Source organism: Paraburkholderia sp. RL17-380-BIE-A (genome assembly GCF_046028085.1).
GTDB lineage: Bacteria > Pseudomonadota > Gammaproteobacteria > Burkholderiales > Burkholderiaceae > Paraburkholderia.
The window spans coordinates 334872-359915 of record NZ_JARESQ010000003.1; the positions used below are offsets into that span (position 1 = coordinate 334872).

Annotated in this window: 21 protein-coding genes; 11 read left to right on the top strand and 10 right to left on the bottom strand. The window is 64.3% G+C overall.

All coding sequences use genetic code 11. The annotated features are described in order from the left end of the window. Positions 1 to 117: 117 nt before the first annotated feature. The 5 genes from P0D68_RS06790 to P0D68_RS06810 all read right to left on the bottom strand — a co-directional run bounded on the left by P0D68_RS06790 (position 118) and on the right by P0D68_RS06810 (position 6587). Complete coding sequence (locus P0D68_RS06790) at positions 118 to 2478, bottom strand: bifunctional diguanylate cyclase/phosphodiesterase (protein WP_408297177.1); 2361 nt, start codon at positions 2476 to 2478, stop codon at positions 118 to 120. A gap of 487 nt (positions 2479 to 2965) precedes the next feature. After that, positions 2966 to 3883 carry a PhzF family phenazine biosynthesis protein gene (locus P0D68_RS06795; protein ID WP_408297175.1) on the bottom strand — a complete coding sequence of 306 codons (918 nt, stop codon included), beginning with the start codon at positions 3881 to 3883 and terminating at the stop codon, positions 2966 to 2968. A gap of 201 nt (positions 3884 to 4084) precedes the next feature. Then, positions 4085 to 4549, bottom strand: coding sequence for a RidA family protein (locus P0D68_RS06800; RefSeq protein WP_091796166.1), 465 nt, complete (start codon positions 4547 to 4549; stop codon positions 4085 to 4087). Between the two features lie 67 nt (positions 4550 to 4616). Beyond that, positions 4617 to 5813, bottom strand: a complete 1197-nt coding sequence (locus P0D68_RS06805; RefSeq protein WP_408297173.1) for an aminotransferase-like domain-containing protein — start codon at positions 5811 to 5813, stop codon at positions 4617 to 4619. A 72-nt stretch (positions 5814 to 5885) separates the two neighbouring features. Beyond that, on the bottom strand, positions 5886 to 6587 hold the full coding sequence (locus tag P0D68_RS06810) for a VOC family protein (RefSeq protein ID WP_408297171.1): 702 nt from the start codon (positions 6585 to 6587) through the stop codon (positions 5886 to 5888). A gap of 274 nt (positions 6588 to 6861) precedes the next feature. Between P0D68_RS06810 and P0D68_RS06815 the strand changes: the two genes are divergently transcribed. Both P0D68_RS06815 and htpG read left to right on the top strand, forming a co-directional pair. Beyond that, the gene (locus P0D68_RS06815) at positions 6862 to 8316 is read left to right on the top strand and encodes an aminotransferase-like domain-containing protein (protein ID WP_408297169.1); all 1455 of its coding nucleotides are present in this window, start codon (positions 6862 to 6864) and stop codon (positions 8314 to 8316) included. A 164-nt stretch (positions 8317 to 8480) separates the two neighbouring features. After that, entirely contained in the window at positions 8481 to 10385 is a 1905-nt protein-coding gene (gene htpG, locus P0D68_RS06820; protein WP_408297168.1) for a molecular chaperone HtpG, read from the top strand. 124 nt (positions 10386 to 10509) lie between these two features. Here the strand turns inward: htpG and P0D68_RS06825 are convergent, their stop codons facing one another. Further along, complete coding sequence (locus P0D68_RS06825; RefSeq protein ID WP_408297166.1) at positions 10510 to 10779, bottom strand: hypothetical protein; 270 nt, start codon at positions 10777 to 10779, stop codon at positions 10510 to 10512. A gap of 273 nt (positions 10780 to 11052) precedes the next feature. Between P0D68_RS06825 and P0D68_RS06830 the strand changes: the two genes are divergently transcribed. From P0D68_RS06830 to P0D68_RS06870, 9 genes are all read left to right on the top strand, one after another. Beyond that, a complete protein-coding gene (locus P0D68_RS06830) occupies positions 11053 to 12861 on the top strand; it encodes a tetratricopeptide repeat protein (RefSeq protein WP_408297164.1) in 1809 nt (602 codons plus the stop codon). A 48-nt stretch (positions 12862 to 12909) separates the two neighbouring features. Beyond that, positions 12910 to 13146: a tetratricopeptide repeat protein gene (locus P0D68_RS06835; protein WP_408297162.1), complete on the top strand. Its 237-nt coding sequence runs from the start codon at positions 12910 to 12912 to the stop codon at positions 13144 to 13146. Then, the gene (locus tag P0D68_RS06840) at positions 13143 to 14732 is read left to right on the top strand and encodes a hypothetical protein (protein ID WP_408297160.1); all 1590 of its coding nucleotides are present in this window, start codon (positions 13143 to 13145) and stop codon (positions 14730 to 14732) included. Before P0D68_RS06835 ends, P0D68_RS06840 begins: the two co-directional genes overlap by 4 nt. A 171-nt stretch (positions 14733 to 14903) precedes the next feature. Further along, positions 14904 to 15587: a chorismate--pyruvate lyase family protein gene (locus tag P0D68_RS06845; RefSeq protein ID WP_408297158.1), complete on the top strand. Its 684-nt coding sequence runs from the start codon at positions 14904 to 14906 to the stop codon at positions 15585 to 15587. After that, positions 15587 to 16060, top strand: coding sequence for a DNA-deoxyinosine glycosylase (locus P0D68_RS06850; RefSeq protein WP_091796148.1), 474 nt, complete (start codon positions 15587 to 15589; stop codon positions 16058 to 16060). Before P0D68_RS06845 ends, P0D68_RS06850 begins: the two co-directional genes overlap by 1 nt. Further along, complete coding sequence (locus tag P0D68_RS06855) at positions 16057 to 16989, top strand: class I SAM-dependent methyltransferase (protein ID WP_408297156.1); 933 nt, start codon at positions 16057 to 16059, stop codon at positions 16987 to 16989. The genes P0D68_RS06850 and P0D68_RS06855 overlap by 4 nt, the downstream gene beginning before the upstream one ends. Positions 16990 to 17421: 432 nt before the next feature. After that, positions 17422 to 17661 carry a DUF3311 domain-containing protein gene (locus tag P0D68_RS06860; protein WP_091796141.1) on the top strand — a complete coding sequence of 80 codons (240 nt, stop codon included), beginning with the start codon at positions 17422 to 17424 and terminating at the stop codon, positions 17659 to 17661. After that, positions 17661 to 19211, top strand: coding sequence for a monocarboxylate uptake permease MctP (mctP, locus tag P0D68_RS06865; RefSeq protein WP_091796139.1), 1551 nt, complete (start codon positions 17661 to 17663; stop codon positions 19209 to 19211). Before P0D68_RS06860 ends, mctP begins: the two co-directional genes overlap by 1 nt. 177 nt (positions 19212 to 19388) lie before the next feature. After that, entirely contained in the window at positions 19389 to 20513 is a 1125-nt protein-coding gene (locus tag P0D68_RS06870) for an FUSC family protein (protein WP_408297154.1), read from the top strand. A 124-nt stretch (positions 20514 to 20637) separates the two neighbouring features. Here P0D68_RS06870 and P0D68_RS06875 read toward each other — a convergent pair whose 3' ends face one another. The 4 genes from P0D68_RS06875 to P0D68_RS06890 form a co-directional block, all read right to left on the bottom strand. Next, the gene (locus tag P0D68_RS06875) at positions 20638 to 21054 is read right to left on the bottom strand and encodes a VOC family protein (protein WP_408297152.1); all 417 of its coding nucleotides are present in this window, start codon (positions 21052 to 21054) and stop codon (positions 20638 to 20640) included. Between the two features lie 249 nt (positions 21055 to 21303). Continuing rightward, complete coding sequence (tal, locus tag P0D68_RS06880; RefSeq protein WP_091796133.1) at positions 21304 to 22257, bottom strand: transaldolase; 954 nt, start codon at positions 22255 to 22257, stop codon at positions 21304 to 21306. 292 nt (positions 22258 to 22549) lie between these two features. Continuing rightward, positions 22550 to 23770 carry a benzoate/H(+) symporter BenE family transporter gene (locus P0D68_RS06885; protein WP_091796132.1) on the bottom strand — a complete coding sequence of 407 codons (1221 nt, stop codon included), beginning with the start codon at positions 23768 to 23770 and terminating at the stop codon, positions 22550 to 22552. A gap of 48 nt (positions 23771 to 23818) precedes the next feature. Continuing rightward, the gene (locus P0D68_RS06890; RefSeq protein WP_408297150.1) at positions 23819 to 24994 is read right to left on the bottom strand and encodes a vWA domain-containing protein; all 1176 of its coding nucleotides are present in this window, start codon (positions 24992 to 24994) and stop codon (positions 23819 to 23821) included. Positions 24995 to 25044 lie beyond the last annotated feature (50 nt).

Here is a 25044-nt window from a genome sequence, read left to right on the forward strand (position 1 = left end):
CTTGGTGATTCGACGCGGCCGGCAGCGGCATCGCGCTGTGACCAGTACAGCGAGAATGTAGCGGGTTTGCGGCGTCGCGGGTAGATCACCGGCGACGACCCGTGTGGCCCTTGGCGTTCAGGTGCCGGTGCTGGACACGCTGGTGGCGCTGTCGGCTTCGTTCCCGGCGCGCCGGGCCGGCACGGTTAACCCGCAGACGCCGAAGCGCTCGAGCAGCGCCGGAATCGCGTCCACCGGCACGGGACGCGAGAACAGGAATCCCTGCGCCTCGATATGGCCGAGCGCGGCGAGCCAGGCAATCTGCTCTTCGGTCTCCGTACCTTCGACCACCACCGTGAGTCCGAGCGAGCGCGCCAGGTTGACGATCGCGGTGACCATCACGCAGACGCTGCGGTCGCCTGGAATTGCCTGGATGAACGAACGGTCCACTTTCAGCGTGTCCACCGAAAAACGGTTCAGGTACGACAGCGACGAGTAGCCGGTGCCGAAATCGTCGAGCGCGATGCGTACGCCGAGGCGCTTCAACGCGAAGATCTTCTCCGAGACGAGCTCCGGATATTCCATCATCGCCGTTTCGGTGATTTCAAGTTCGAGGCGGCGCGCGGAAATGCCGCTTTCTTCGATGGCGTGCGAGATGGTTTCGTACAGGTCGCCGCGCCAGAATTGCACCGCCGAAATGTTCACCGCGAGCGACAGCGTGTCGTAGCCCTGTTGCTGCCACAGCGCCAGTTGACGGCAGGCGGTTTCGATCACGAAGTCGCCGATCGGCACGATGAGGCCGGTCGATTCGGCAACCGGAATGAACTCGTTGGCCGGAATCAAGCCGTGCTGCGGATGGTTCCAGCGCACCAGCGCCTCGAAGCCGGTGATGCAGCGGCGCGTCAGATCGATCTTCGGCTGATAGGCGAGGAACAGTTGCCCTTCAGCGAGCGCCACGCGCAATTGCTGCTCCCACTTCATCAGATGATCGGCGCGATGCGACAGTTGCGGTGAGTAGAACTGATAGCAGTTCTTGCCCGCGTCTTTCGCGCTGTACATGGCGAGGTCCGCTTTTTTCAGCAGGTCGATCTCGCTTTCGTTGGCCACCGAGTAGAGCGCGATGCCGATGCTCGCATGCAGCACGAACGAACTGCCGCGAACTTCGAACGGTTTGTCGAACGCTTCGGCAGCGGCTTCGGCCAGCTTGACGGCGCGCTTCTCGACGTCCTCGCCCTTGATCACGACGACGAACTCGTCGCCGCCGATGCGGCTCAACGCGCCGCCGTCGGCCACCGCGGCGGCGAGCCGCGAGGCTGTCATTTGCAGCACGATGTCGCCGGCGTTGTGGCCGAGCGTGTCGTTGACGGTCTTGAAGTTGTCGAGGTCGATAAAGAGAATCGCGAGGTGGCCGAGATTGGCCGGCTGCGCGACGTCGTGCCGCAGGCTTTGCAGCGTCGCGTAGCGATTGCGCAAGCCGGTGAGCAGATCGTATTCGACGAGGTGAGTCATCTCGCGCTCGCGGCCGAGCAGCTTGCCGATCAGGCCGGTCGCCACGGCAAAGAAGCTCAGCATGGCGAGCGAGATGAAGCCCGCCATCAGCAGATAGACGTTGCGCGTGTGGTTGTAGTCGGCGAATTCTTCCGCTTGCGACAAGCCCACCAGCACACCGAGCGGATAGCCGTCGATATGCCGGTACGACACGATGCGCGTGACGTTGTCGATCGAATCGACGTAGGTGCCCGACACATGCTCCGAGGTCGGATAGGAGCCGCTTGCGGAGAAGGCGCCGCTCGCGGTGTCGGCGGTGCCGGTGCGGCGCGCGAGCACGGCGCCGTTGTCGGAGATCACCGCGATCACGCCTTCACGGCCAATCGCCGCGTTGTTATAAAAATCGCTCGTGAAATAGCTGGGGTCTTCGGAGACCACCACGACGCCCGCGAACGAGCCGTCCGGATGATTCAAACGCCGTGTCATCTGCAAAGTCCAGTGGCCGGACACACGGCCGAGCACGGGCTTGCTGATATACAACTGGTCGTCGTTTTCGTGTTCGTGGACCTTGAAGTGTTCGCGGTCGGACAGGTCGATGCGCTTGGGATTGAGTTCGGCCGTGTTGGCGATCAGCGTGCCGTGCTCGTCGATCAACGAAACTTGCACGAGCGTTTCGCTTTGCACGACGCCTTTTTCCACCGTGCTCGCGAGATCGAAATGATTCGGCGTTTTCTCGAACTCGAACTTGACGAAGCGGGTGATCTGGTCGACCTGGTGAATCGCCTTGACCGTGTGCTGTTCCAGTGCCGCGGAGAGAATCGCAGCAGAGGCCATGGCCTCACGATAAGTGGCTTCTTTCTCGACCGACAGACGCGCGAAGATCACCGTCCAAAGCAGGATCAGGACCAATATGCCGAGCGCGGGAATGGCGAGAAACGCGCGACGGCGCGACACCGCGGGGTCGCGGCGGGATTTGGCTTCGCGCTGGTCTGAGAAGCGGGATTGGCTCATCGGGCGGCCCGTGCCTGGGTGCCGGCCGGTAACAAACGCGCGAGAATTGACTGCGCTAGATTCATGGGTGGCTGCATGGTGACCAAGGTGCCGGGACTGCTGCGCAGAAGAAAGGAGCGTGGCGCCGTGCCTGACCATCCGCGGGTCATCGGGTACGTTTCGATATTACTTAATGCCACTGGATTAAGGAAGGGTCCGGGCATCGGGTATACGCGGGCGCGGCAAGCCGCCCCATGGGGCGAATCTGGCAGCCGGCTTGGACCGTCTTGAAGGCGCGGTGTGGCGGTCGTATTCGAGTATTTCATCGGCAATCGGCGCTCCGGCGCTTCGGCATTCAGGTGTGCCAGGCCTTTCCCCATGCACCGCGCATTCAATCGTGCGCACGATGCGGCATTCTGTGGTCGAGCGTGGCAAGGCTGGGTGAACCCCGGACTCGGTACGTTTGCGAGCCGGTGTCCATGTTCGCGCTACGCAAGTAGCGCGCCGGTCAGGGCAGGCGGAAGGTACCGTCGACGATCGTCACCGACGAACCGCCAACCCATGTCTTGCCGCGTTGCCGAAGGGGGCTTCCCTCGGGGCGTGCATCGTCGTAGTGCACGCACACCTGGCCGGCACGGCCTAGCGCGGTGCCTTGACGCACCGAATAATGCGCGCCGGGGCGCAACTGCTGGGCGCTCAGGAGGCCTGCGAGCGCCGCATTGGCGCTGCCGGTCACAGGGTCTTCACCCAGGCCGAAGCTGCCTCCGGACATCAGGCAGCGCACCTCGAAGGTGGCCGGGCCATCGGCCTCGTGCGGGCCATAGACGGCGAGCCCGTGGGTATTCACGGAACGCACGATCTCGGCGAGTGCGGCGGCATCGGGATCCAGCGCAAGGCACTCGCGCGCCGAATTGACGCGCACCACGAGCCACGGCGCACCGTTGTCGACCGCGCAGGGTGCCGCGCTGAAATCGATCGCATCGCTACGCAAAGCCGCAGACAGCGCCGCGTAGCGATCCTCACCAAGCGGCGTGACGCGCGCGGGCGGCGCGGCGAAGGCCCACGCGCCGTGCGGCTCGGACAGCGCCTCCAGTTCGACGAGCCCTACGCCGCACTGCTGCACGAGCTTGCCGGCCTGCTTCGGCTGATAGCCGCTTTCGAGCAACGCGTGCGCGGTGCCGAGCGTTGGATGACCGGCGAACGGCAATTCGCCATGCGTGGTGAAGATGCGCACACGATAGTCGGCGGCCGGGTCGGTGGGCTTCAACAGGAACGTTGTTTCCGACAGATTGGTCCAGTGGGCGATGGCCTGCATCTGATTCGCGTCGAGTGTGTCGGCGTCGAACACGACGGCAAGCGGATTGCCTTTGAATGGCACCGACGTGAATACGTCGACCTGTTTGAAACGGACAGTGTGAGCGGGCATGGGGCGCGGTCCGGCGAATCAAACGAATGAATAGGGTTGGCGGATTCTATCCGCTGACGGCGGAACGATCTACCTCACCACAAATGCAAAACGCGCCGCGGGTGGCTGACACCTCGCGACGCGTTTCGTTGCGCACTGCGCCGGGCGAACCGGCAGCCGTTGCGGGCCGCTCCTGCCATGCGGCTCGCGGGTTCGAGCGGGTTACTCCACTTCGGCGATCAGCTCGATCTCGACGCACGCGCCGAGCGGGATCTGCGCGACGCCGAATGCCGAGCGCGCATGCTTGCCACGTTCGCCGAACACATCGGCGATCAGTTCGGACGCGCCGTTGGTGACCAGATGCTGTTCGGTGAATTCGAGCGTCGAGTTGACGAGACTCATCAGCTTGACGATGCGCGTGACGCGGTTCAGGTCGCCCACATGCGCGTGCAGCGTGGCGAGCAGGTCGATGGCGATGGAACGCGCGGCGGCTTTGCCTTCCTCGGTGGTGAGGGTGGCGCCGAGCTTGCCGACCCATACCTTGCCGTCCTTCTTGGCGATATGCCCGGACAGATACACCGTGTTGCCGCTTTGCGCGCTCATCACATAGGCGGCTGCCGGCGCGCCTGCGCTCGGCAATTCGATGCCCAGTTGCTCGAGCTTGTCGTACACATTCGTTTGAGCCATGTTGTGTCCTTGATCAGTAGTGAAGTTCGGTTGACGCGAGGCGGGCGAAGACCGCGCTAAAAAACGCTCAGATCTTCGCGCGAATCAGCGCGGCGAGCCGCGACACGCCTTCGTCGATCTTGGCCGGCGGCACCGTGACGAACGACAGACGCAGCGTGTTGTGTTGCGCCTCGTTCGCGAAGAAGGGGCCGCCCGGCACGAACGCGACGTTCTGCGCGACCGCTTCTTCGAGCAGCTTCATGCTGTCGATCTGCGCGGGCAGATTCACCCACACGAACATGCCGCCTTCCGGGCGGTTCCAGCTTACGCCTTCCGGCATGTAGCGTTCGAGCGAGGCGAGCATCGCCGCGCATTGATCGCGATAGAGTTCGCGAATGGTCGGCACGTGCGTGTCGAGAAAGCCGTCCTTGATCACTTCGTACACGATGCGCTGGGTGAAGCTCGGTGTGTGCAGGTCGGTGGCTTGCTTGGCTTGCACGAGTTTGAAGATCAGCTCTTCGGGCGCGATGATGTAGCCGACCCGCAGACCCGGCGCCAGCACCTTCGAGAACGAACCGAGGTGGACGATATGGTCCGGCGCCATCGACAGCATGGTGGGCAGCGGTTCGCCCGCGTAGTCGAGCGCGCCGTACGGATCGTCTTCAATGACCGGGAACGGCGCGGTCTTCGCGAACTCGGCGAGCGCGCGGCGGCGTTCGACCGGCAGGCGGCGGCCCGTCGGATTCTGGAAATTGGGCTGGGCGTACAACAGGCGCGCGCCGGCGGTCAGTTCGGGCGTGAGCGCTTCGGGGATGAGGCCCTGGTCGTCGGTCGGCACTTGCACGTAACGCGGCTCGTACATCGAGAACGATTGCAGCGCGCCGAGGTAGGTCGGCGTTTCCACGAGTACCGGGCTGTCCGGGCACACCAGCACTTTGCCGAGCAGGTCCAACGCCTGCTGGGAGCCGGTGGTGATCAGCACCTGGCTCGGGCGAATCTGTGCGCCGTTGACCGAATAGCGCTTCGCGATCCATTCGCGCAGCGGCAGGAAGCCTTCAGTCGCGCTGTATTGCAGCGCCGCGGCCGGCTCGTCGCGCAGAATGCGGTCGGCTGCCGCGCGCATGCGTTCGGCCGGGAAGGTAGCCGGCGAGGGCAAGCCACCCGCGAACGAAATGACTTCAGGCCGCTCCGTGACCTTCAGAATCTCGCGGATCGCCGAGCTCGTGAGCTTGCGTGCGCGTTCGGACAATTGCCACGTGGGGGCTTTCAAGTCGCTTTGGTCCATGGTCTCCTCTGCTGGTACTGGAACCGGTCAAAACTTCGATTATCGCGCGAGTCGGCGACCCGCGCGCGCTGCTTATTTAAGGGTCCGTAGACCGTCGGGTGTTTCAAACTCGGCGACGAGCGCCGGCGCGCCTTCCGTGGGCTGCAACTCGATCAGGTGCGCCGCACCCAGCCACCGCAGTTGCGCCGCCACCGTCTCGGCTTGCGGATGCACGCCCTTCAGGGACTTCAGCGAAATGCCCGTTTCCGGCAGCACCGCCGACGGATGCCGCACCGTGTCCCACTGAATCAGCGACGGCAGCACACCGTCGCCGACGCCTTGCCAGGCGGGGAATGCGCCGTCGTCGGGCACGGTCAGGCCCCAGGTGAAATCGCCGCGCGTCATCGGAATCACCGGAGCAATGCGCTGCGGATACTGCGCTTGCCACGTCGGGAGGTGTTTCGGCCGCTCGACCCGGGCGACCCAGTGCGACAGATACGGCCCGTTTTCGAGCCGCGCGTGCGTGGCCGGGTCGTCGAGGGCGAACAGGCGGGCGCGCGGCGCATCGCCGCCGGCCGGCGCATGGTCCGGCGACGCGGCCAGCGGATCGATCGCGATCACTTCCAGATACACGCCGCCCCACAGGTTCAGCAGGCGGTTGTGCGTGCGCATCAACGGATGCGCGCCGCCGCCGGCCGGGGCGACGCCAAGCGTGTCGGCGACGTACTGCGTGCCCTCGTCGAGGGTGCGGGCGGAAATCACGAGGTGATCGAGGCGGAGCGGGTGAGCAGTCATGACGGATCGAGGAAACGGTTTCTGCGGTAAACCGGTACGTGCCGGGTGTGGCGGCAGCGTTGCCGGGGCCGTAAGCATAACCGTTTGCCGGATCGGCGGGCCATGCGGATGGCGTTTCGGCAGGGTTTTGCCGGATCACGCGTGGATCCCGGGATGGCTCTCTAAGCGCCGCCGGACTCCGTCCCATCCTTTGCTTATCTCAAATGTAGCGGCGCCCACCGGCACAGTAACGGTACAATCGATTCGATACTGTTCGGTACAGTTGGAGCCCGTTATGTCCGTCCCGCTTGCCCAGATTCCCGCCCCGCACGACACCGCGTCGCTGACGCTGGTGGAGCAGCTCGTCCAGTGGGCGCGCCGTCGTATCGAGGAACGCGTGTTCCGCCCGGGCATGCGCATGCCGTCGATCCGCAAGCTCGCGCTCGACAAGGGCGTGTCGCGTTTCACCGTGGTCGAGGCGTACGAACGGCTGGTGGCGCAGGGTTTTCTGGAGTCGCGGCGCGGTTCCGGGTTCTATGTGCGCGAGCGGCTGGCCGCCGCGGCCTCCGCCGAGATTCATCGGCTCGCCGAGGCGGCCCCCGCGCCCGCCACCATCGACGTGGTCTGGCTGCTGCGCAACATGCTGCACACGGGCGCACGTCCGGAGCGCAGTCCCGGCCTCGGTTATCTGCCGGCGCGCTGGCTCGACGGCGATCTGATCACCAACGCGCTGCGCACTCTCGGCCGGCAAAGCGGCGCGCAAATGCTCGGTATCGGTACGCCGCAGGGCTTCCTGCCGCTGCGCCAGCAGTTGCAGACGCGGCTGGAAGAGTTGGAGATCGGCGCTTCGCCGGATCAGATCGTGATGGTGTCCGGCATCACGCAGGCCATCGACCTGATCTCGCGCATCTACGTGAAACCCGGCGATGCGGTGATCGTCGGCGATCCGGCGTGGTTCCAGATGTTCGGGCGCTTCGCCTCGCAGGGCGCGCGGCTGGTCGGCATGCCGTACACGCCGGACGGCCCCGATCTCGATGCGCTCGAGTCGCTCGTGCAGACCTGGCGGCCGAAAATGCTGGTGATCAATTCGGTGCTGCAGAACCCCACCGGCACGTCGCTCACGGCGGCCCAGGCGTTCCGTATTCTGCGTCTTGCCGAAGCGTACGACTTCATCGTCGTCGAGGACGATATTTACGGCGATCTGTGTCCGCCGAGCTATCCCGGCACGCGGCTCGCGAGCCTCGACCAGTTGAAGCGCGTGATCTACCTCGGCAGTTTCTCGAAAACGCTTGCACCGAATCTGCGGGTCGGCTTCATTGCCTGCTCGCCCGAGGTGGCCATCGCGGTCAGCGACCAGAAGATGCTGGTCGGCATGACGAGCCCGGAACTGAACGAGCGTGTCCTGTACAAGATCCTGACCGAGGGCCACTACCGGCGGCATGTCGAACGGCTGCGCGTGCGGCTCGACGGCGTGCGCGAGAAGTCCGTGCGGATGCTGGAGAAGACCGGGCTGAAGCTGTTCCTGACGCCGATGGCCGGCATGTTCCTGTGGGCCGACACAGGCGTCGATGCCGACGCGCTGGCGGCCGCCGGCCACGAAGCCGGCTTCCTGCTCACGCCCGGCAGCCTGTTCTCACCGCAGCAGTCGCCGACCACCTGGATGCGCTTCAATATCGCCAACTGCGGTGACCCGGAACTGGCGACGTTTCTGTGCCGCTATCTCGACGGCGTGGCGCGGCGCGCCTCTTGAAACCGCGCCGGCTCGCCCCCAATTAGGCGGACGATCCGGCGTACCGCGGCTCGCGGCTCCGGTGGCCGGCCCACCGGCGGCCGGCGGCACGCCGGCGGGCAGCCCGCAACGAACGGCGCCGCGCCCGACTTGAACCCCATTCGCAACAGAGAGGAAGTCCGACCATGGCACAAGAAACCATGAGCTTTCAGGCAGAAGTGAAACAGCTTCTGCACCTGATGATCCATTCGCTGTACAGCAACAAGGAAATCTTTCTGCGCGAGCTGATTTCGAACGCGTCCGACGCGGCCGACAAGCTGCGCTTCGAAGCAATCGAAAACAGCGCGTTGTACGAGAACGATCCGAATCTGCGGATTCGCGTGTCGTACGACAAGGCCGCACGCACCATCACGCTCGACGACAACGGCATTGGCATGAGCCGCGACGAAGCGATCGCCAACCTCGGCACGATCGCGCGCTCGGGCACCAAGGAATTCTTCGGCAAGCTCTCCGGCGACCAGCAGAAAGACGCTGCGCTGATCGGCCAGTTCGGCGTGGGCTTCTATTCGGGCTTTATCGTCGCGGACAAGATCACGGTCGAAACGCGCCGCGCCGGTTTGCCGGCCTCGGAAGGCGTGCGCTGGGAAAGCGCGGGCGAGGGCGATTTCGCGGTCGAGCAGATCGAGCGCGCCGCGCGCGGCACGACCATCACGCTGCATCTGCGTGCCGATGAAGACGAACTGCTGTCGTCGCATCGTCTGAAATCGATCATCCAGAAGTATTCGGACCACGTCGCGTTGCCGATCCTGATGCAGAAGGAAGAGTGGGACGCGGAAAAGAGCCAGATGGTCACGAAGGACGAAGACGAGACCGTCAATCAGGCCAGCGCGCTGTGGACGCGTGCGAAGAACGAGATCACCGACGAGCAGTACAAGCAGTTCTATCAGCACCTTTCGCATGACCATCAGGATCCGCTCACGTGGACGCATAACCGCGTCGAAGGCCGCAGCGAGTACACGCAATTGCTGTATGTGCCGACCCACGCGCCGTTCGACATGTTCAACCGCGATTATCGCGGCGGCCTCAAGCTGTACGTGAAGCGCGTGTTTATCATGGACGACGCCGAGCAACTGCTGCCGGCCTATCTGCGTTTCGTGAAGGGCGTGGTCGATTCGGCGGATCTGCCTCTGAACGTGTCGCGCGAAATCCTGCAGGAAAGCCGCGACGTGAAGGCGATCCGCGAAGGCGTGACCAAGCGCGCGCTGTCCATGCTCGAAGAGCTGGCCAATTCGGATAACGAGGCGGACAAGGAAAAGTACGCCGGTTTCTGGAAGGAATTCGGCCAGGTGCTGAAGGAAGGCATCGGCGAAGACTTCGCCAATCGCGAGCGGATCGCGAAGCTCGTGCGCTTTGCGTCGACGCATACGGACACGCCGGAGCAGACCGTGTCGCTCGCCGACTACGTCGCGCGCATGAAGCCCGAGCAGACCAAGATCTACTACGTCACCGCCGACACCTGGCAAGCCGCGACCCACAGCCCGCACCTCGAAGTGTTCCGCAAGAAGGGCGTGGAAGTGCTGCTGCTGACCGATCGCGTGGATGAGTGGATCCTGTCGTTCCTGAACGAGTTCGAAGGCAAGCCGCTGCAAAGCGTGGCGCGTGGCGACCTCGATCTGGGCGCGTTGAACGACGAGGAAAAAGAGGCGCAGGAAAAGGTTGGCGAAGAGTTCAAGCCGCTCGTCGAGAAGATGAAGGAAGCGCTGAAGGACAAGGCCAAGGACGTGCGCCTCACGTTCCGCCTGACCGATTCGCCGTCTTGCCTCGTTGCCGACGACGGCGAAATGAGCGGCTACCTGCAACGCATGCTGAAGGCCGCGGGCCAGCAAGCGCCGTCGTTCCATCCGATTCTCGAAGTGAATCCGGAACACGCGCTGGTGAAGGGGCTGCATGCGGACAGCGCGAATTTCGACGACTGGTGCCATCTGCTGTTCGATCAGGCCTTGCTCGCCGAAGGCGGCGCGCTGGAAGACCCGGCGAGCTTCGTGAAACGCACCAATGCGCTGTTGCTGGCGCGCGCGAACCAGGCGTAAGACGAGCCTGATTCCGCGGCGTTGCAATAACGCTTGTGGTTGAAAAATGCGCTGCTTCGGCAGCGCATTTTTTTTATCCGGCGCGGCAACGTCAGGACCGCTTCGGTGCTCTCAAGCCAGAGGCTTAACGCGCGGGAGCCGCGGCCTCCACATGGCGTACTTGCGAGAGCACGCAGCCGGCCAATTCCTTTGCCTCGTGACACGAAACATGATCGGCCAGCACTTTCGCCGCGAGACTGCCGATCGCCTTGCTGGTCTGTTTCGACGTGTGATGCTGCGCCAGTGCCGATCCCGCCAGTTCCTTTTCCAGTTGCGCGACACCCGCGCGCCGCAATACGACAGCGGCTAGATGAGCGATGCGGTCGGACGTTTCCTTCGATTTCGCAGTGTTCAAGTGTTGCTCCAAGTTGTGATGGGTTGATCTGATCGGCCGGTGGGGCTGCGCCCGGGCATCGGTCGAAATTAATTATGGTTAACTAACTAAACAGAAGCAATGGCATTAAATTGAGATTGGTTTGTGAGATGCCAATGCTCGGCTTTATCTTATGATCGCGCGATTTTTATTCGGAGGCTTAAAGGATTATTTGGCGATCTTTAAGCGCCGCTAGCACTAGATCTTATTTTTGCGACTACGCACTCGCCCGCGACAACCACGCTCCTCATTCCCATGCCCGATTGCGCCTTGGCCGTTCCTCTCGATTCCGTTCATCTCCTGTGGTCGATCCTGCGCGAGCAAGGTTTCGATGCCGCCGCGCGGCGCGCGGCCGAATTAGCCGCGGCAGGCGTTACGCCGCAATTGCATGCGGACCTGTGCGCGAGCGTGGCGCATTTCGAAGCGGCGTATCACAGCGCGTCGCAGGCGCAAGCGTGCGCGAACGGGGCGCGCCATGCCCGGCTCGCGCTGTTTGCCGACGCGCTCGGTCAGGCCGAGGCGGCGCAGCGTCACAGCGAGTTGGCGGTGGCCGCACAGCCGCTCGAGGCGACGCTCGACTGGGTGGCCTGGCTGATCGATGAATGCGGCGCGCCGTCGGCGGCTGTACCCATGCTGCGTGTCTATGAGCGTCGAGCGCCGCGGGACGCGCGCGCGCCGTGGTGTTTGTCGATCGCGTTGGCCGCACTGCCCGGGGCGGACGCGCGAGCCGAGCGGCGCGCGGCCCTGCTGCGGGCCTATGCGCTCGACCCCGCGATCGATCCGGCCTTGCCGTTGCAACTCGCGTTGGCGTTTCGCGAGATTCGCGACTGGCCGGTGGTCGAGCGCGTCTGCCGCGAGAGTCTTGCGCGTCATCCCGGCGATGCGGAAATGGCGTGGCAACTCAGTCACGCTCAATGGCAGTGCGACGACCCGGCAGCGTCGGAGGCCACCATGCGCGCCATGGACGCCGCCGCGCCTGGCAATGCGGACGTGCTGGCGGCAATCGGCATGTACCTCGGTGAGCAGGCGCGCTATGAGGAGAGCGAAGCGGCGCTGCATGCGGCGCTCGCGCTCGATCCGTCGGCGGTGCAGGCCGCGGTCGATCTCGCCGATCTCGAACTGCGGCGCGGCGCCTGGTCGAGCGCGTGGCCGCGTTTCGAGGCGCGTCTCGCGCGCGAAGACCGCGAACAGAACAACGTCGTCAGTCTGATGGCGCGCTTGTGCCCGCGCTGGCGTGGTGAAACACTCGGTGGCAAGACGCTGGTGGTCCACAGCGAGCAGGGCAGCGGCGACGACATCCAGATGGTCCGCTTCATTCCGTTCATGGCCGCTCGCGTTCGCGACGAAGGCGGCCGGCTGGTGCTCGCCGTGCGTCGTGCGTTGCAACCGCTGTTTGCGCGTTTCTACGCCGATTGCGTGTCGATCGAAGACGGACCGCTCGGCTCGCCGGACTACGCGTTGCCGATGATGAGCCTGCCGCTCGTGCTTGGCCTCCATCCGGAGCAGATCCGCGGCACGCCGTACCTGCGGGCCGATGCAGCGAAGGTGACGGCGTGGCGCGAACGGGTCGGCGCACGCGCGCCCGAGGCGGAGTGGCAAATCGGCCTCGTCTGGTCGGGGAGCCCGACGCATCGGCGCGACGCCAAACGGTCGATCCCGCTTGCGGCATTGGCACCGCTGCTGGCGCTGCCCGATGTCGTATTCCATCCGCTCACGCCCGCACGCCATGCCGATGTGACGGCGCTCGCCGCGCAGGGTTATCGCCTGTGCGACCTGACCGATGGCTACGAGCAGGGTTTCGATGACGTGGCCGCCCATCTTGCCGCGCTGGACGCGCTGGTAACGATCGACAGCGCGCCATTGCATCTCGGCGGCGCATTAGGGCATCGCGTAGTGGCGATGCTGGATCACGTCTCGCACTGGTCGTGGGGCACGCAGGAGTCGCAGTTCTGGTACGACTCCGTCGATCTGTTCCGGCAGCCGCAGCCTGCACAGTGGGCGCCGGTGGTCGAGCGGGTGGCGGCGCATCTTGCGGCCATGATGTCACCGGACCAGAAAGCCTAAGCGGCGCAGACCATTGCAGATAAAGCAATTCACGCAACTGATTGATCGATGTTGATGCACGAAACAGATTTACTACTCAGCACTTCCTTCTCCGACGATGTCGCCGCAATCACAGCACATGCCGACGCCTGCTTCGCCGCGGGGCGTCATCTCGAAGCGATAGCCGACTACCAGCGGGTCGTCGCCGAACAACCGCAAAACGTCCATGCGCTCCACCGTCTCGGCCTCGCATCTTTCGTGTCGATCAAACTGAGCGGTCGCGCGAATATCTCGATCTGGCATTGAACCTCGCGCCTGAGCGCGCGGATATCTGGGAGCACCGCGGCTTGATCGCCGCGCTGGGCGGCGAGCTGATCGCGGCCGAAGCGTTCTACCATCGCGCCATGAGCCTGGGTGGCGGCACCGCGAGCCTGCATCGCAATCTGGCCGACTGCCTGAAGCTTTCGATGCGTCTCGCCGAGGCACGCGGGCACTACCTCGAAGCGCTCGAACTCGAGCCGGCATTGCATCATGCGGTGCGCGCGCTGGCGCGAATCAGCACGCAGCTCGAAGGTCATCAGCACGCAGCGGACTACTGGCTGCGTGCCTGGCGGCTCGATTCGACGGATCTGCCCGACGCGCTCGAATTGATTGCGGCTCTGTGGCAAGCGCAGCGCGGCGACGCGATCGACGGCGTGCTCGCCGAGTTGCGCACGCGTTTCGCGGCGGACGCCTCCGCGCTGCAACAGGTGGCTTACACGCTGAATGGCGTGGAGCGTTTCAGAGACGCGATCAGCGTCGCCATTCAGGGCATCGGCGTCGATCCGTATAACGGCTGGCTGCATCACAACGCGTCGTTTGCGTTCAACATGCTGGGCGAATTCCCGGCTATGCATGCGCATGCTGTCGAAGCCGCGCGGCTGATGCCTGATCATCCGCTGATGCAATTCAATCTGGCTGCCGCGCAATTGCGCGCGGGCGATTTTGAAAACGGCTGGAAGCAATACCGATGGCATGAGGCGTTGCCTGAAAATTGCGATCTGGCTCGCCCGAATTTTCCAGAGTGGCGAGGTGAGCCGGTGGCGGGTCGCCGCTTTCTGCTCGTTGGCGAGCAAGGGCTTGGCGATCAATTGCAGTTCTTGCGCATGGCCGACTGGTTGCATCGTCTTGGCGCGCAAGTGGATGTCTGGGTCGAGGTTCCGCTGGGCGAAGTAGCGCGTCTCGCGGCGGGCGTGCATGCCGCGTGGACCACCGCGCCGCCCGGACCGTACGACTACTGGTGCCGCATGCTCAGAATGCCGGAGCCCATGCAGCTCGATCCGCCGATGTTGCCGCTCGCCACGTCTTACCTGCGTGCATCGCCGGCCCAGGCGCAGCGTTGGCGGAACCGCCTCGACGCCCTTGCGCCGGTCGGTGCGTGCGGCCCGTCTGCAAAGCGCGTCGGCATTGTCTGGGCCGGCAATCCGGCGTACGGGCTCGATCGCTACCGGTCCATTCCGTTGCCGCAATGGCTGCCGGCTCTGGAGCAAACCGGCGTGAGCTGGTTTTCGCTGCAAAAGGGCGAGGCGCAAAACGAGGCGGTGACGTGGCGCACGGATCTCGGCATGCACAGGCTCGGGCCAGAGATCGGCACGTTCGCCGATACGCTCGCGATCGTGCAGTCGCTCGATCTTGTCATCACGGTGGACACCGCGGTTGCCCATCTGGCCGGCGCGTGCGGCACGCCGGTCTGGGTGCTGGTGCCGACCTTCACGGACTGGCGCTGGATGACGGAGCGTGACGATAGTCCGTGGTATCCGTCGGCGCGTCTGTTCAGGCAGCGCGAGTTGGGACGGTGGGATACGGTGCTCGATGAAGTCGCGCGAGCATTGCGCGATTTTGTCGCTAGCTGAGAGCGCGGCGCGTTCTGGCGCGAGCAGGGCGGCGAAAAAGCGGAATGATCCGAAATCCGCAATCCAGTCGAAGTGCTTCGCGACCCGCGTCGTAACAGATGGAATCCGCTGAAGGAAAGGGCGTGCGCGGCGGGGAAGGGTCCGACGGCCGCGCCGTTATAATCCGACACCATGTCTATCCGTTTCGTTGCCGCCGACGCCCACTGGCGCGTCGCTCCCTTGCCCGGCTTGAGCGCCGCGCAGAAAGACTGGTTGACCCGCGGTGGTTCACTGACCGCGCATCTGCGTGCGCTCGGTGCTGTCGTGGTACGCGTGACGCATGAGGGCGTCGCGCTGCCGTGGGCCGACGAGAGCGCCGCGCTCGGTCTCGCGCCGCGCGCGCCGGTGTGGGTACGCGAAGTCGTCCTCGCGGTCGACGGCGTGCCGTTCGTGGCGGCGCACAGCATCGCGCCGCTCGCCGCGAGCGCCGGCGTCTGGCAAGCCATGCGGCGCTTGCGCACCCGGCCGCTGGCCGAGTTGCTGTATAGCGACAGCAGCGTGGCGCGTTCGTCGCTGGTGAGCCGCAGATTGACTGCGCGGCATCCGCTCTATCGGCTGGCGGCGCGCGCGGTCGAAGGCTTGCCGCCGCACGCGCTGGTCGCGCGCCGCTCGGTGTTCGAGCGCCACGGCGCGCCGTTGATGGTGACCGAATGCATGCTGCCGGCGCTATGGGCGCATCTGGCGGGCTTGTCTCACGCGAGCTGGTCGGACGAGTGGCTCGCGCATCCGCGCGTGCGCGAACACGGCCGTCCGCTCGAGCACACCGCATCGCGCGCGCATCCCGCCACGCGCGCGACCGACGAGCGGCGCCGCTGATGCTGCGCGGCTTTCCTCCCGTCGCCGCGGCGGATACGCATACGCTGATTCTCGGCAGCTTTCCCGGCGAGGCGTCGCTCGCCGCGACACAGTATTACGCGCATCCGCGCAACCAGTTCTGGCGGCTTCTCGGCACCGTGCTCGACGAACCGCTCGCCGAACTCGCCTACGAAGAGCGTCTGCGGCGCGTGCTGGCTCACGGCATCGGTGTGTGGGACGTGCTCGCCGCCTGTACGCGCGAAGGCAGTCTCGATGCGGCGATCCGCAATGCCAGTCCGAACGATTTCGCTTCGTTGCGCGAGCACGCGCCGAAGCTCGCGAAAGTCTGCTTCAACGGCAAGACGGCGGGCCGCTTCGCGCCGGTGATCGGCGCCGCGGGCTACGCCACCCTGGTATTGCCTTCGTCGAGTCCGGCGAATGCTATGCTCTCGTTCGACCAAAAATTGCGTCTTTGGCGCGACATCCTTACATGACGAAATTGATCAAGCGCGCTTCCGCTGAAGCGCGTGCCTTCCGCAACCGTGACGCTGACGCCGCCGGCGGTCGTCCTCAAAAGCAGAACGAGCAGAAGCTCCTGCGCGGCAAGAAGCGCGCTTCGCACGACGAAGATCTGCACGACGCGCCGCAAATCGAAGCGCCGCGCAAACCCCGTTTCGCGCCGGTGACGTTCTCGGAAGAGGGCGGCGTGCGCTTCCTGCATTTCGGCACGGAGTGGGTTCAAGGCGCGATGCGTCTGCGCAAGCCGGATCACATCGAACTCGAATACGCGCAGCAGATGATGGCCTGGCTGCTGTTCATCGAAACGCCCAGGCGCATCGTCCAGCTCGGTTTGGGCGCCGCGGCGCTGACCAAGTTCGCGCACCGCTTCCTGAAGCACGCGAAGGTCGAGGCGGTGGAAGTGAACCCGGCAGTCGTGGTGGCCGCGCGCACGATGTTCGAACTGCCGCACGACGACGCGCGTCTGAGCGTGCACGAAATGGATGCATGGGACTTCGTCAACGACCGCGCCAACCACGGCACGATCGGCGCGCTGCAGATCGACGTCTACGACGCGACCGCGCGCGGTCCGGTGCTCGACAGCGTCGGCTTCTATCGTGCGGTGCGCGCGTGTCTGACCGAAGCGGGCGTGGTGACGGTGAACCTGTTCGGCGACCATCCGAGCTTCGTGCGCAACATGAAGCGTCTGAACGAAGCCTTCGACGGCCGCGTGGTCGCGCTGCCGGAAGTGCACGACGGCAACCGCATCGCGATCGCGTTTTCGGGGCCGCCGCTCGAGGTCCCGTTCACGGCGCTGCAAACGCGCGCCAAGCTGATCGAAACCGAACTTGGTTTGCCCGCACGCAAGTGGATCAAGGGCTTGCAGGAATCGACCGGACAGACCGGCGCCGCGTTCTCGATCTGATCTGGTGTGCCGAAGCGGTCGGACTCGCACCAACCGGGTCCGGCCCGAAGCAGCACAGAGGCGCCATTGCCCCGTTGCCGCTCCCTTCGCCGTTGCGCCCACGCGACGATTGCCTGCAGCACCATCCATCGCGCATTGAGTAGCCGGTCCGCGTCTCCGTGACGCGGACCGGCGGCCTGTCAGAGCCAGGCCGCACGGACTTTCCCGCGCCCCGCCTCATCGCATCGACAACGCCGATTCGGACACCCCGCCACCGACCCCGAAAGCACGGTCGTGCTCGGGTCGTCCCTGCTTGACCGGGCGTTCGCGGCTCCTATACTCTTTCGAAGCTTTCGGGGCGCCCGTTGGCATTCGCGAGGCGACCCCTCGCTGCGGGATCCACCACCCGTCAAACACGGGCCAACATTTCAATAATAGGGAAGAGGAGACGTCATGGCTCACGACGCCGACGCGAACAAAGCCAGCAAGCACTGGCTCTGGTTGCTGCTGTTGCCCTGGATCGCAATGATCTGGGTGCCGTCATATAACAAGGTCGAACCGGTGCTGTTCGATTTTCCGTTCTTCTACTGGTATCAGCTCCTGTGGGTGCTGATCAGCGCCGTCATCACGGCGCTCGTGTACTTCAAGACCAAGACGCGCTCGAATAGCCGTCCGCAAGGGGGCGCACGATAATGAACGCCACAGCAACTTTCGTCTTCGTTCTGTTTTTTATCGGCGTCACGATTCTCGGCTTTATTGCGGCCCATTGGCGGCGTGGCGACCTCGCGCATCTGGAAGAGTGGGGCCTTGGCGGCCGGCGCTTCGGGACCATCGTCACCTGGTTCCTGCTGGGCGGCGACCTGTACACGGCGTACACCTTCATCGCCGTGCCGGCGCTGGTGTTCGGTGCGGGCGCAACCGGTTTCTTCGCGCTGCCATACACGATCCTGATCTATCCGTTCGCGTTCGTCGTGTTCCCGAAACTGTGGAGCATCGCCAAACGTCAGGGCTACGTGACATCGGCGGACTTCGTGTCGGCGCGCTATGGCAGCCGGATGCTCGCTCTGGCGGTCGCCGTGACCGGTATCGTCGCCACCATGCCGTATATCGCGCTGCAACTGGTGGGTATCGAAGTGGTGATCGGCGCGCTCGGTTTCGACACCAAGGGCTTTGTCGGCGATCTGCCGCTGATCATTGCTTTCGCGATTCTCGCGGCCTACACGTACACCTCGGGCCTGCGCGCGCCGGCCATGATCGCGGTGGTCAAGGACATCCTGATCTACATCACGATCTTTGCCGCGGTCATCGTGATTCCGCCGCAACTGGGCGGCTTCGGCCACATCTTCAGCATCGTGCCGCCTGCCAAGCTGTTGCTGAAGGCGCCGGACGTCTCGAGCCTGAACGGCTACAGCGCGTACGCGACGCTCGCGGTGGGTTCGGCGCTCGCGCTGTTCCTGTACCCGCACTCGATCACGGCGGTGCTGTCGTCGAAGTCGGGTAACACCATCCGCCGCAATATGGCCATGCTGCCGGCCTACTCGCTGGTGCTCGGCCTGCTCGCGCTGCTCGGTTTCATGGCGCTGGCCTCGGGTGTGAAGGACATGCCGGAGTTCGCGCCGTACTTCAAGGCGTTCGGCCCGAACTTCGCGGTGCCGGCGCTGTTCCTGCATTACTTCCCGTCGTGGTTCGTCGGCGTGGCGTTCGCGGCAATCGGCATCGGCGCGCTGGTGCCGGCGGCGATCATGTCGATCGCCGCCGCGAACCTGTACACGCGCAACATCCACAAGGAGTTCGTCAACCGCAATATGACGCATGAGCAGGAGACCAATGTCGCCAAGCTGGTCTCGCTGATCGTCAAGGTCGGCGCGGTGGCGTTCATTCTCGGTCTGCCGCTCACGTACGCGATCCAGTTGCAGCTGCTCGGCGGTATCTGGATCATCCAGACGCTGCCGGCGATCGTGCTGGGTCTGTACACGCGCGTGCTCGACTATCGCGGCTTGCTGGCCGGCTGGGCGGTCGGTATCGCAACCGGTACGTGGATGGCGATTTCGCTGAAGCTGGCCGGTTCGATCTTCACGATCCACCTGTTCGGCATGGCGATTCCGGGCTACGCGGCAGTGTGGTCGCTGATCGTGAACCTGGTGGTGTCGGTGGTGGTGAGCCTGCTGGTGCGCGCGGCCGGCATGCAGCGCGCCGAAGACCGTACCCGTCCGGAAGACTATCTGGACGTGGTCGAAAGCTAAGCACGACTAGCTTGCCTCGTTCCGCGTGACGGGTTCGAGAGCTTGAAAAGCGCAGCGCCCGCAGACGAAAGTTTGCGGGCGTTTGTCTTGATGGCATTGTGTTGCCGATGTTTGTCTTGATAGGGCACTCCAGGGCAGGATAGCGGAACCATCCTTTACCGCATCGAGCGCGCCGCCATGGCTTCTGCCGATTCCCATACTTTGATTCCTCGCCGCTCGGCGTTCAGCCGGATGGTTCGCGCGGTGACGTCGCCGTACTACCGCTATCGCCATGCCAAGGTGCTGCATAGTCTGCGCGTCGGCGTGGCCATGCTGGTTTCGATTCTGGCGACCACCGGGATCGATATTCCGCACGGCATCTGGTCTTCGGTGACGCTGCTGGTGGTGATCGGCGGCTTGCAGCATCACGGCAACATCCGCAAGAAGGCGACCGAACGGGCGGCGGGCACGCTGCTCGGGGCGACAATCGGGCTCGGCCTGATCCTCCTGCAAAACCTGACCGGCTCGCTGCCGCTCACCTATGTGCTGATGTCGATCGTCGCGGGCATCTGCGCGTGGTTTGCGATTGGCTCGTCCGGGTATATCGGGCTCTTGACGGCCATCACCATGTGTATCGTCGCGGGTCACGGCGACAACCTGATCGATGTTGGCCTCTGGCGCACGCTCAATGTGCTGATCGGCATTGTGATCGCGTTGGCGTTTTCGTTTGCGCTGCCGTTGCATGCCACCTATTCGTGGCGCTACGGTATCGCGGCCAATCTGCGCGAATGCGCGCGTATCTACACGCGCCTGCTGGAAGGCGAGACGATCAGCGAGGAAGAGCAGGTCAAGCGCTTTCTTGCCATCAACAAGCGGCTTGTGCAATTGCGTTCGTTGATGCCTTCGGTGGCGAAGGAAATCGATGTGCCGCAAGCGAAACTCGAAGAGATTCAGCGGCTGCACCGCTCGGTGCTCAGTTCACTGGAGTTGCTGGCCACCGGCCCGCTGATGCACGCCGACGCCGTAGCGCGTGCCGCCTATGCCAGGCAATGCGGCGCGGAGGTGAGCGCCGTGCGCGCGATACTGCTGGCAATGGCGCGTGGTCTGCGCTTTGGGCGGGCGACGCATTTCGGCATTCCGGCCGCGTCGCCGCTCGCGCAGCGGCACGGCGACGCGGCGCTCAAACTGCCGGCCGAACTTCAGGGGCCGTATTGGCTCGGGCAACGGCTTGCCGAACAGGTTGACCGGCTGCGCGAGCGGTTGCTGGAAACCGAGTCGAACTGGAACATCGAACGGAATTCGCGGATTTTAGCGAAGGGGTAGGCGAGTGAAGCTGGAGACGTGGGCGGGTCGAGCGTGCCGCTTGCGGCAAGCCTCACCACTTACGGCAAGACGCTCCACTTGCCGCAAGCCTCACCCGGCGAGAGCGCCCGCCGCCTCGCCGCGCTCAACCTTCCGGCAGCGTCACCATCCACATCAGACCAAAGCGGTCCACCACCATCCCGAAGCCCTTGCTCCAGAAGGTCGGCTGGAACGGCATCATGACCTGGCCGCCGTCGGCGAGGGCCGTGAAGTACTGTTCGGCGGAGGCCGTGTCGTCGGCTGTCAGCGAGAGGCTGAAACCGTTCATCGAGCCCGCAGCGGGATCGCAATGGCCGTCGGAGGCCATCCAGTCGGTCGAACCCATCCGCACGTTGGCGTGCATGATTTTCTGTTCGAGACCGGGGCGCGGCTGGTTTTGCGGATCGGGCGGCGCCTCCTTGTAACGCATCTTGAAGGTCACCTGGGCGCCGAGCTTCGCGCAGTAGTAGTCGAGCGCTTCTTCGCAACGCCCGTTGAAGAATACGTAGGGTTGAACCTGCATGATCGTCTCCCGGAATCGAGGTCAGTGGCGCCGATATCGCCCGCCAGGACTGGCGGGAAAGCACCCGTGAAGACGATTGTAGTCGCCGCTCAAACGGCAATTGTGACTATATGTCGTAGGGTGGGGCGCCGCACGCCACTGCCACACGCGGTCCTCGCAAACCCGCCGGTAAACGGCGCGCGGCCCTGAATCGTGAGATCCAGGGCCGCGAGTTCCGAGCGCCGGCGTTGAGCGCGGCGCGAGCGAGGCTTAACGCAGCGCGTCGATCAGCTTTTCCAGCTTGACCGCGTCCGCGGCGAAGGCACGGATACCTTCGGCGAGCTTTTCGGTGGCCATGGCTTCGTCGTTGACGAGGAAACGGAACGACGACTCGTCGACCGGCACGCGTTCAATGTCCGTATCCTTGGCGAGGTCGGGCGACAGCTTGCGCTCCACTTTTTCGGTGCTGTCCTGCAGTTTTTGCAGCAGATCCGGACTGATGGTCAGCAGATCGCAGCCAGCCAGTTCCAGAATCTGGCCCGGGGTGCGGAAGCTCGCGCCCATCACCTCGGTCTTGTAGCCGAACTTCTTGTAGTACGCGTAGATGCGGCGCACGGATTTGACGCCCGGGTCATTGGCGCCGCCGTCTTTGGCTTCGTCCCACGCGCTGCCGGCGTTTTTCTTGTACCAGTCGTAAATCCGGCCGACGAACGGCGAGATCAACTGCGCGCCCGCTTCGGCGCAGGCCGCGGCCTGGGCGAGCGAGAACAGCAGCGTCATGTTGCAGTGGATGCCTTCCTTCTGCAGCACTTCCGCCGCGCGGATGCCTTCCCACGTGGAGGCGAGCTTGATCAGCACGCGTTCGCGGCCGATGCCGTGTTCCTTATACAGCGCGATCAGTTCGCGGCCCTTGGCGATCGAGCCTTCCGTGTCGAACGACAGGCGCGCGTCGACTTCGGTCGACACACGGCCCGGAATGATCTTGAGAATTTCGGTGCCGAATGCGATCAGCAACTGGTCGATGATCGCGCCGACCGGCTTCGACGCGTGCGCCTTGACGGTCTTTTCGAGCAACGGCTTGTAGTCGTCTTTCTGCACCGCTTTCAGTATCAGCGACGGATTGGTGGTGGCGTCTTGCGGCTTGTATTGGGCAAGCTGCTGGAAGTCGCCGGTATCGGCCACGACGGTGGTGTATTGCTTGAGTTGGTCGAGTGCGGTTGTCATGTTCGAGCCTTCAGGGCGCTCGTGCGCCGTGGTTCAGGAGAAATGAGATCGCCGCCGGTCTGAAAGACAGATCAGTTCCGGCGGCCGCGGGTCACGCTGCAGCATTGCCCGCCATGTTGCCGGGAAACGCTGCCGGATGCTTCTATTCTATGGCGATCGCCTGATGCAGTGTTGACACTTGGCCACGGCAATCCGTTCAAACGGATTTCGAACGTCAGTTGCCCGCCACCGTTGATGTGACGACGTGCAGGGCATTGCCACCCATTATGCCGCCGCAGCGCACCACGGGCCCTCAGGCGCGCCGCGCGTTCAATACCAGTTGCGTCACCACGCCCGCCACCAGCCCCCAGAATGCCGAGCCGATGGACAGCAGCGTGAGCCCCGAGGCGGTCACCATGAACGTGACCAGCGCCGCCTCGCGCTGTTTCACGTCCTGCATGGCGTTGGTGAGGCCGCCCATGATCGAGCCGAACAGCGCCAGCGCCGCGACGGAGACCACCAGCGCCTTGGGCAAGGCCGCGAACAGCGCGGCGATGGTCGCGCCGAAAATGCCGGCGATCAGGTAGAAGATGCCGCACCAGACCGCGGCGGTGTAACGCTTGTCACGGTTTTCGTGCGCTTCAGGGCCCGTGCAGATCGCAGCGGTGATCGCCGCAAGATTGATGCCGTGCGAGCCGAACGGCGCGAGCAGCAGCGAAGCGATGCCGGTGGTCGAAATCAGCGGCGCGGAGGGCGTGCTGTAGCCGTCGGCGCGCAGCACGGCGATACCCGGCACGTTCTGCGACGCCATCGCGACGACAAAGAGCGGAATCCCGATGCTGACGCTGGCCGCCACCGAAAACGCCGGCATCGTGAACACGGGATGCGCCAGCGCGACGTGAAAGTGGCTGAAGTCGAGCAGCCCGAGTGCGCCGGCGGCCGCCGTGCCGACAATCAGCGTCGTCACGATCGCATAGCGCGGCGCGAGCCGTTTGACGACCAGATAGGTGAGGAACATGGTCAGCACGAGCGCGGTCTGGAACTGCGCGGCGCGGAAAATCTCGATGCCGATCTCGAACAGGATGCCCGCCAGCAAGGCCGAGGCGATGCCCGCCGGAATTTTCCTCATCAGCGTATCGAACCAACCGGTCAGGCCGACCAGGGTGAGCAGCAGCGCGCACACGATAAACGCGCCGATGGCCACCGCGTACGGCACATGCGGCAGCGAGGACACCAGCAGCGCCGCACCCGGCGTCGACCAGGCAATTACGATCGGCGCGCGGTAACGCAGCGAGAGGCCGATCGTGCACACGGCCATGCCGATCGAAAGCGCCCAGATCCATGACGAAATCTGCGCATCGGTCAGATGCGCGGCCTGGCCCGCCTGGAACATCAGCACGAGCGAGCTGGTGTAGCCCGTCATCATCGCGACGAAACCGGCGACGATGGCGGACAGCGAGGTGTCGGCGAAGGGATTGAGGCGCCCAGGCGGTGTCGCGGCAGGGGACAAATCGGGCGATGACAGCGGACTCATGCAGATACTTTCTTATCGTGGAGGGTAAAGCGTAAAAATGTGACCGGACTATTTACTCAGCGTGCGCATGGCGGTCTCGAGGCCGGCGAGCGTGAGCGGGTACATGCGGTGCCCGAGCACTTCGCGGATCGCACTGACCGACTGCCGGTACGCCCACAGGCCTTCCGGTTCAGGATTGAGCCACGCGTGATGCGGGAAATGATCGGCGAGACGGCGCAGCCAGACCGCGCCGGCTTCGGCGTTGTTGTACTCCACCGAGCCGCCCGGCTGCAACACTTCGTACGGGCTCATCGTCGCGTCGCCGACGAAAATCAGCTTGTAGTCGGGCGTGAATTTATGCAGCACGTCCCACGTCGGCATGCGCTCGGCGTGACGGCGGCGGTTGTTCTTCCACAGGAAGTCGTACACGCAGTTGTGGAAGTAGTAGAACTCGAGATGCTTGAACTCGGCTTTTGCGGCGGAGAACAGTTCTTCGGTGCGCTTGATGTGATCGTCCATCGAGCCGCCCACGTCGAGCAGCATCAGCACTTTCACCTTGTTGTGGCGCTCGGGCACCATCTTCAGGTCGAGCCAGCCGGCATTCGCGGCGGTGCTGCGGATCGTGTCGGGCAGGTCGAGTTCTTCGGCGGCGCCTTCGCGGGCAAAACGGCGCAAGCGGCGCAGCGCGACCTTGATATTGCGCGTGCCGATTTCGACCTGATCGTCGTAATCGCGATAGGCGCGGGCTTCCCAGACCTTGACGGCGGTGCGGTTGCCCGCCGCGTCGCCGCCGATGCGCACGCCTTCCGGGTTATAGCCGCCATTGCCGAACGGCGACGTGCCGCCGGTGCCGATCCATTTGCTGCCGCCTTCGTGGCGCTCCTTCTGTTCGTCGAATAGTTCTTTCAGGCGCTTCATGAGCTTGTCGAGGCCACCCATGGCTTCGATCTGCGCTTTCTCTTCTGGCGACAGATCGCGTTGCAGCTTCTTCTTCAGCCAGTCGAGCGGCACGTCGAAAGCGAGCTCCGAGGCCTGTGCGACGCCGTTGAAATACGCGCCGAACGCCTGGTCGAACTTGTCGAAATATTGCTCGTCCTTAACCAGCGTCATGCGCGCGAGGTAGTAGAACTCGTCGAGCGACGGAGCGATGACGTTGGCTTTGAGCGCCTCGAGCAGCGTCAGGTATTCCTTCACCGACACCGGCAGCTTGGCGGCGCGCAGCGAGTAGAAAAAATCGATCAGCATGCTGGGTCCTCTGCGGGCTCGGGTAGTCGGGGCGGCGGTCGTTTCAATGG

What these genes read in the sequence shown, in the direction of transcription:
- P0D68_RS06810 (WP_408297171.1), bottom strand. Translation starts at nt 6,587, where the DNA reads ATGACTGCTCACCCGCTCCGCCTCGATCACCTCGTGATTTCCGCCCGC.
- mctP (WP_091796139.1), top strand. Translation starts at nt 17,661, where the DNA reads ATGAACGCCACAGCAACTTTCGTCTTCGTTCTGTTTTTTATCGGCGTC.
- P0D68_RS06890 (WP_408297150.1), bottom strand. Translation starts at nt 24,994, where the DNA reads ATGCTGATCGATTTTTTCTACTCGCTGCGCGCCGCCAAGCTGCCGGTG.
- htpG (WP_408297168.1), top strand. Translation starts at nt 8,481, where the DNA reads ATGGCACAAGAAACCATGAGCTTTCAGGCAGAAGTGAAACAGCTTCTG.
- P0D68_RS06835 (WP_408297162.1), top strand. Translation starts at nt 12,910, where the DNA reads ATGTTGATGCACGAAACAGATTTACTACTCAGCACTTCCTTCTCCGAC.
- P0D68_RS06845 (WP_408297158.1), top strand. Translation starts at nt 14,904, where the DNA reads ATGTCTATCCGTTTCGTTGCCGCCGACGCCCACTGGCGCGTCGCTCCC.
- P0D68_RS06870 (WP_408297154.1), top strand. Translation starts at nt 19,389, where the DNA reads ATGGCTTCTGCCGATTCCCATACTTTGATTCCTCGCCGCTCGGCGTTC.
- P0D68_RS06855 (WP_408297156.1), top strand. Translation starts at nt 16,057, where the DNA reads ATGACGAAATTGATCAAGCGCGCTTCCGCTGAAGCGCGTGCCTTCCGC.
- P0D68_RS06790 (WP_408297177.1), bottom strand. Translation starts at nt 2,478, where the DNA reads ATGAGCCAATCCCGCTTCTCAGACCAGCGCGAAGCCAAATCCCGCCGC.
- P0D68_RS06830 (WP_408297164.1), top strand. Translation starts at nt 11,053, where the DNA reads ATGCCCGATTGCGCCTTGGCCGTTCCTCTCGATTCCGTTCATCTCCTG.
- P0D68_RS06875 (WP_408297152.1), bottom strand. Translation starts at nt 21,054, where the DNA reads ATGCAGGTTCAACCCTACGTATTCTTCAACGGGCGTTGCGAAGAAGCG.
- P0D68_RS06885 (WP_091796132.1), bottom strand. Translation starts at nt 23,770, where the DNA reads ATGAGTCCGCTGTCATCGCCCGATTTGTCCCCTGCCGCGACACCGCCT.
- P0D68_RS06860 (WP_091796141.1), top strand. Translation starts at nt 17,422, where the DNA reads ATGGCTCACGACGCCGACGCGAACAAAGCCAGCAAGCACTGGCTCTGG.
- P0D68_RS06795 (WP_408297175.1), bottom strand. Translation starts at nt 3,883, where the DNA reads ATGCCCGCTCACACTGTCCGTTTCAAACAGGTCGACGTATTCACGTCG.
- P0D68_RS06800 (WP_091796166.1), bottom strand. Translation starts at nt 4,549, where the DNA reads ATGGCTCAAACGAATGTGTACGACAAGCTCGAGCAACTGGGCATCGAA.
- P0D68_RS06805 (WP_408297173.1), bottom strand. Translation starts at nt 5,813, where the DNA reads ATGGACCAAAGCGACTTGAAAGCCCCCACGTGGCAATTGTCCGAACGC.
- tal (WP_091796133.1), bottom strand. Translation starts at nt 22,257, where the DNA reads ATGACAACCGCACTCGACCAACTCAAGCAATACACCACCGTCGTGGCC.
- P0D68_RS06815 (WP_408297169.1), top strand. Translation starts at nt 6,862, where the DNA reads ATGTCCGTCCCGCTTGCCCAGATTCCCGCCCCGCACGACACCGCGTCG.
- P0D68_RS06850 (WP_091796148.1), top strand. Translation starts at nt 15,587, where the DNA reads ATGCTGCGCGGCTTTCCTCCCGTCGCCGCGGCGGATACGCATACGCTG.